Below are 6,105 nucleotides of genomic sequence, written 5' to 3'. Positions count from 1 at the left end.
AGACAGCAAATAGTATTAAGGAACAAATCAATGAGCGAGATCTCTTCATATTCCTTGCAACTCAAAATTCGCAATCGTCACGTTGGTGTCCATGGGAGATTGGGATAGCTGAAGTTTTTAAAAAAAAATCTAGCATAATAATTGTACCAACTGAAGGTGATAATGGATGGGTTGGTAATGAGTATCTTAATTTATATCGTAGGATAGATCATCCAAAAGAAATAATTGCTGATAATAAACCTCTTCAGCTAATGGAACCACACCTTTCATATATCGGGGCTTCTCTCAAAGAAGCATCATTACAGTTTAATAAATGATAGTGTATGGCCTAGACTTATTTAGGCCATACATTGAATTCCGATTAATTCCTATCCAGGATATATACCTTTAGGATTTAACCATGGTCCACGTAGATAAGGCTGCCAATCTTGAAATACGCCCAATTCTTTTAATATCCAACAACAAGTGCGCCAATAATCATACGCTGTGGCAGGTGATATATTTCCTAAACCGTCTTTCATTAGCCAACGCACATGTTTTGCTTTCCACTGTTTAGGATGTTTTATCCCAAAGCGATTTTCAATAAGCTGTCGGCTACGTGCAGCACGTTGAGCATGTGCCCTAATTGTGTGTGATTTTCGAGGCTGGGATTTTACTAGTTGCATTAGTATTTCTTCATCGATTGATGTCTTTCCTTTTTGTAGCTTAAACATCATTTGCTTCCTCCTATATAAGCTACGACCACATCGAGCCGATTGTGTCCAAGTTCGTAACTAATTAATTGGCGTGCTAGCTGATCCTGGGATTTGCCGGATGAGAGTGAACCGCTGACGGCAGGTGCAGGATGGCCTGTAATCACGGCATAGCGGGCACAGGCGTACGCGGCCCGGGCATCGTGGAAGCCACCGAGACCATGTGCCTTCAGGATGGGGCGAGCACGATTGAGCTCGCCTTGCCGAGCTATCGCCAGATCCGCATAGCGCTCCTCAAGTTCCAGTAGATTTCGGCTTCCTTCTGGACGTACTGAGCGTGCATAGGCCAGAGCGGCCCGTTGAGGCTCGCTGACGGCGATTAAGCGCTGTGCCGACCTTCCGCCCTTGGTGCCCTCTTGCACGTCTACAGTGCCTTTTCTGGACGCCTCACGATGCCATCGCTCCAGGTCCGCCTTGATCGCTTCTTCACGGCGAACCCCGAACGCGGCAGCCAGCTGCAGGACGGCAGACGCGCGGGGTAAGCCTGCTGCCTCCAGGGCTCGGCAAGTCTGCGTGACTTTGTCGGTGTCCACCGCTGTCGGGGCTGTCTGTCGCACATTGGTGCGCTTCCCGGCGTACTGCGACGGGGACACCCGGACTCTGTGATCGCCGCGCAGGGCCAGAAAGGTCGTATTGGCGCTGCTCAGGAGATTCTGAGCCGTCGAAACGGCGATATCTCCCGACATCACCTGTGTCTGGAGGTGTTCGGCATAGCGTTCCAGCAGTGCCTGGTTGGGTGTCGTGGCGAGATCCTTCACGCCATTGTCCTTGGCCCACTGGGCAAACTGGCCCCAGCGGGCCGAATGCGTGGCCACTGTCGAGTAGTGGCCTCGGCCATAGAGGCTCACCAGGGCTTGATGCCCGGCGTAGGCCATTTGTTTTCCATAACCGTAGTTACGTTTCGATGCGTATTTGCCCATCACGAAGCCTCCTGCGTCGTGGTGATAGGGAGTGTCAAAGTCGCTTCCCGGTGTCCTGCCAAGACGTTCGGTAAGTGTTAAACCGCTTTTGGGCGCGGTCAGACCTGGGAAGCGTGTCGTCTCGTGACATGGCCGCCGGAATCGTCCGGAAATTTTTGTGTGCGCATCCGATCGCGACACTCAGTGAGTGGGCAGGGGATCGTGGCGGGAGGTGGCAACTCCCACGGTCAAGGCGCGCTCGTTGCTGACGACACAGGGCAAGGTCGTTCCTACCAGCCAGGTAGGTGGCGCGAACGCCGGACAACGCGATGTGCAGGTGTCAGAAACGAGTTTTGGTGCAGGGTTTGGTGACGCTCGAACCCGCGGGGGCATTGAGCCCCCGTGGGTTCGCGGGCGCCTGACGGCGTCCGTCTCTGTGCGGGGCACAGAGACGGACGCGCCGCTACCTGCACGTTTCGTGAACGCCACATATGGCTGATCTCGAGGTCGCCGGAGCGAGTCTCGTGCCAGAGGGCAGTAGCCGGGCGTTCGATTATTGGTCAGCCGGACTCGCCGCTGCATGCACATGAGGCAGTGCCAGGAGTTGCCGCTCTACGCCGATGACTGTGGCGATGAAAAGTAGAGACGCAACGCGCTAGCACTGAGCACATAGGCGTGTGACAGCGGGGCCGGAGACGTTTTTTAGGAGGGTTTTGAAGCGACCGGTAGCGTAAGGTGCGCTAAATCAGGCATTGAGGAGCCAATACTCAAAATTTAGGCGCAACTATCCCGCACCTGAACCTGAAAAATTTCAGATCAAGCCCGGCTCTGTCTTCTTAATCACGAGAAGACAGAGACCAATAGTCGCCGCGCTGATCACATTGAGGTGAACAGTGCTTTCACAGCAGCACAGCCGCATTACCTGCGGCCCTAGGCGCGAATCCCAGTGAAGCCACTCGCTTTTAGGTTGCAGCACATTCGCATCATCTGCGAACCCCGGGAGCCAAATGCCCAGTGAAGCTGCTGACTGTTATTCAGCTCGGTCGCATCGTTCGCGACTCTGAGTGCCGTCCCCAGAATGGCTGCTGGCTTATGTCCGGTTTGATAGAGGAGTCGGCTCTCCTTGCATCTCGCCGAAGCGAGCACATTAGAAGACTAGCATAAGGATTCTTGCCTAGCAGCCATCCGCTAGAATTTCGCGTGGCCGTCTTGGCTGACCGTAACCACCCTTGCAGGTGACATCAGAAGGTACACTGACGCAACAGTCGCAACGCAACAGGACGCTCTACTGTGCAACAGCAACAATTGACGGTGGCTCAAGCTGCAAAATTGTACGGAAAAGCACGCTCTACAGTACACCGAGCCATGAAGGCAGGCCGCGTGTCATCAACAGTACGTGGCGATGGTACGCGTGTGATTGCGTTTTCTGAATTGCTGCGCGTTTGGGGAGAGCCAGTCAACTCACCCACTAAGACGCAACGTGACGCAACGGGTACACCTAGTCTCACGCAACAAGCATCTGTAGCAGAGATGACACAGTTGTTATCTGAGCTCGTTGAGCTAACTAAACGTCAAGCTGATGAGCTCGCAGGGATGCGTGAGGAGCTAAGAGAACTGAGAAGATTGCCTGCTCCCGAGAAGCTTGATCAGCCAGATGCCGAGAGGTGTTCAGCGCATCTATTTGCTGCTGAGATGGCTGCTTTGAAAGCTCGGAAGTAGGGTGGCAAGCTAGGCTAGAAAGCAACCCGTGCTTGCTACTCCCGCTCGAAAAAATCTGCGTCCCTGTAGGGGAGGTCGGGCTCAGCTCCTTCCAGGAGGCCTTGGCTAGGGGGATCGTCGTGTGGTCCGTAAGGTACCTGTTCTTCTCCACGCATTAATGTAGGAATTTGGCGCAGTTCTGGACGTCCATCAATTGGCTGTGTCTGTTCGCTCGATGAGGCCAAAACTTGGGCAGAAAAGCGGCTATAGCGTAGTTTGTCCCGCTTCTCACCCCACGCTACTCGGTCGTTGATCCTATAAGCCAGTGCGCCCCCTTTCCCACCTAGCTGAACTACTTCGATCCAACGGTCTGCCTGAAGCTTCTGAATCGCCTTTCTAACGGAGTTACGGTGTACTGGTTTTCCTGTTGTAGAAGCCATTAGTTCACCTAAGGTGGTTTGGCTTGCTACGACAGTGTTCGAGTCTCCCATATGGGCTACTAAGACATGAGCGAGCCTTGCAGCCATGGGAGCTGTGCCGATGAGGTGCGCCCACGCCTCATGTGCAGCTCTTTCGGTTTGAACCCATGTCTTGTTCTTTCTCTGTGTTGCTGGTGGCTTTCCTACTTGCTGATCATCCATTGTGCACCCCTGAACAATTCAATGTGCATATCGCACTCTGTTAATGACTTATAGCACGTACATACTGCACCATTCAATGTGCATATCGCACATTCATGTGTGCTGTATGCACATAACCTGCACACTCTAGAGTGTGCACCCCTGCACACTCTAGAGTGTGCAGGGGTGCACGCTAACATACTGATTTACAATGAATTTTAAGAAGCCTCCTCTTATGTTCTTCTACAGGGCTCGTGAGGGCACTGAAATTCGCTGCTCTCTCTTTTTCGAGCACGTTGTGCTCGCCTACCCTTCGGTCGTCGTACCTCCTCCCTTCGCCCGGCCTACGGCCGCCTAACCCCAAAAATGCCTCGACAAGTCGAGATAGGCGCTTTCGAGCCGCTTTGCGGCTGAGCGCCTTACGACAAAACTTGGTCGCTAAAGTACGCCGCTTCACTGGGTCGAACCCAAACTAAAAGCGGGAACATCTAGGCCTACGGCCTAAGTTTTTCGAGAAAAACGATGCGGTACTGCAGGCTGGTTCAACGAACAAGATAGAAATTCCCAAGGGCCTTTCACTGGTACGGCCCAAGACGTGCACCCAGGTGCGAGTGAGGTACGAACGAGCCCGGGTGTACGGTAAAGGGGCGTACCCAACAACCGAAGGGCGTTAGCGCGTAAGCGACCGGCCCAACGGGCCGGTTGAAATGAGTAGCATTTTTGCGACAGAGTCTTTCTCTAAGATCTAAGGTCTATAGCTTTGAGCATTAAAGCGAGTCGATTTTTTATGACATATATGTAATATGTATGGAGATATTTTTATTTACAACAGAGATTTATATGAGAAAAAAATCAGTTTTTTTCAGTTTTCAGTACTCAAACGATGTTTTCAGAGTACAGTTAATAAGAAATATAGGAGCTATTGATAAAAACACTTTAGTTAATCCTAATGAGTGGGAAAAAATAAAAGCATTAGGCGATCGCTCAATTAAAAATTGGATCGACAATAACATGAAGTATAAAAATTGTGTTGTCGTTTTGATAGGGGAACATACTCATAATAGTAAATGGGTAGATTATGAAATTAGAAAAGCTTGGGATAGTTATAAACCTGTAATAGGTATATACATACATAACGTAAAATGTCCTAGAAATGGATTTTCTAAAAAAGGTAGAAATCCATTTTCTTCTATACCTCTAACTTCGGGAGGCTATCTCTCCGACTATGTCCCATGTTACGATCCAAATCCTCATAGAGCTTATATAGATATCAAAGAAAATATTGTTTCTTGGATTGAGACTGCAGCTAAAAGAGGACATTAGTTATGAATGTGAATGAATCAGAGAACAAAGTGCAAATGGTAGCAGAGTCTCCTGCTGTACAAACACATCTATCAATAATTCAGAATGTAATTCAAAGAATGGCGTCTAATAGTGCATCATGTAAAACATGGTGCGTGACATTAGTCTCAGCAATATTAGTTGTTGTAATAGATAAAAATAAAAGTGCATATTTTCTTTTAGCACTTTTACCAATACTCGTGTTCCTAATATTGGATGCTTATTATCTCTCTATGGAAAAAGGCTTTAGGAATTCTTACAACGAGTTTATTTCTAAACTAGCTAGAGGAACGATTCATGATATTGATCTTTATTCGGTTCTACCTACAGGGAAAAAACTTAAACGCAAATCTCTAATGTCTTACTCTATACTAGGATTTTATTTTCCATTAATTAGCGTAGTTTTAATCGCATCTTTATTATTGTGAGGCATATTATGGCAATAAATACACAAAACTTAAGAAACGCTTCTCGGAGAGCGATGTCTAGTCAGAACATCGCAAAAAGCCTGAAAGAAGCAAAGATAAATGGTCAAACGACGGCTTTTCTATCTCACAGTCATAAGGATAGAGAGCTTGCGAAAGGTCTTCAGGCATATCTTTCTGAGCATGGGTGGGACCTCTATATTGACTGGGAAGATAGTAGTCTTCCAGATTCTCCAGATGAAAAGACAGCAAATAGTATTAAGGAACAAATCAATGAGCGAGATCTCTTCATATTCCTTGCAACTCAAAATTCGCAATCGTCACGTTGGTGTCCATGGGAGATTGGGATAGCTGAAGTTTTTAAAAAAAA

7 protein-coding genes are annotated in these 6,105 nt (G+C 48.8%); 5 read left to right on the top strand and 2 right to left on the bottom strand.

Going from position 1 to position 6,105, the window contains the following annotated elements:
• Positions 1-317: TIR domain-containing protein (locus IZU87_RS16940; RefSeq protein WP_213115325.1), on the top strand; the 317-nt coding region annotated here is incomplete at its 5' end.
• 51 nt (positions 318-368) lie between these two features.
• Here IZU87_RS16940 and IZU87_RS16935 read toward each other — a convergent pair.
• Positions 369-713: a hypothetical protein gene (locus tag IZU87_RS16935; RefSeq protein WP_213115324.1), complete on the bottom strand. Its 345-nt coding sequence runs from the start codon at positions 711-713 to the stop codon at positions 369-371.
• On the bottom strand, positions 713-1,672 hold the full coding sequence (locus tag IZU87_RS16930; RefSeq protein ID WP_213115323.1) for an integrase domain-containing protein: 960 nt from the start codon (positions 1,670-1,672) through the stop codon (positions 713-715). Before IZU87_RS16930 ends, IZU87_RS16935 begins: the two co-directional genes overlap by 1 nt.
• A 1,269-nt stretch (positions 1,673-2,941) precedes the next feature.
• Between IZU87_RS16930 and IZU87_RS16925 the strand changes: the two genes are divergently transcribed.
• The 4 genes from IZU87_RS16925 to IZU87_RS16910 all read left to right on the top strand — a co-directional run.
• Complete coding sequence (locus IZU87_RS16925; protein ID WP_213115322.1) at positions 2,942-3,370, top strand: hypothetical protein; 429 nt, start codon at positions 2,942-2,944, stop codon at positions 3,368-3,370.
• 1,439 nt (positions 3,371-4,809) lie between these two features.
• Positions 4,810-5,292, top strand: coding sequence for a TIR domain-containing protein (locus IZU87_RS16920; RefSeq protein WP_213115321.1), 483 nt, complete (start codon positions 4,810-4,812; stop codon positions 5,290-5,292).
• A 2-nt stretch (positions 5,293-5,294) separates the two neighbouring features.
• Positions 5,295-5,738, top strand: a complete 444-nt coding sequence (locus tag IZU87_RS16915; RefSeq protein ID WP_213115320.1) for a hypothetical protein — start codon at positions 5,295-5,297, stop codon at positions 5,736-5,738.
• 53 nt (positions 5,739-5,791) lie between these two features.
• On the top strand, positions 5,792-6,105 hold a 314-nt coding region (locus IZU87_RS16910; RefSeq protein WP_213115319.1), incomplete at its 3' end, for a toll/interleukin-1 receptor domain-containing protein.

It is taken from the genome of Cobetia sp. MC34 (assembly GCF_018340035.1).
Taxonomy (GTDB): domain Bacteria; phylum Pseudomonadota; class Gammaproteobacteria; order Pseudomonadales; family Halomonadaceae; genus Cobetia; species Cobetia amphilecti.
This window is presented reverse-complemented; position numbering and strand designations above follow the sequence as displayed.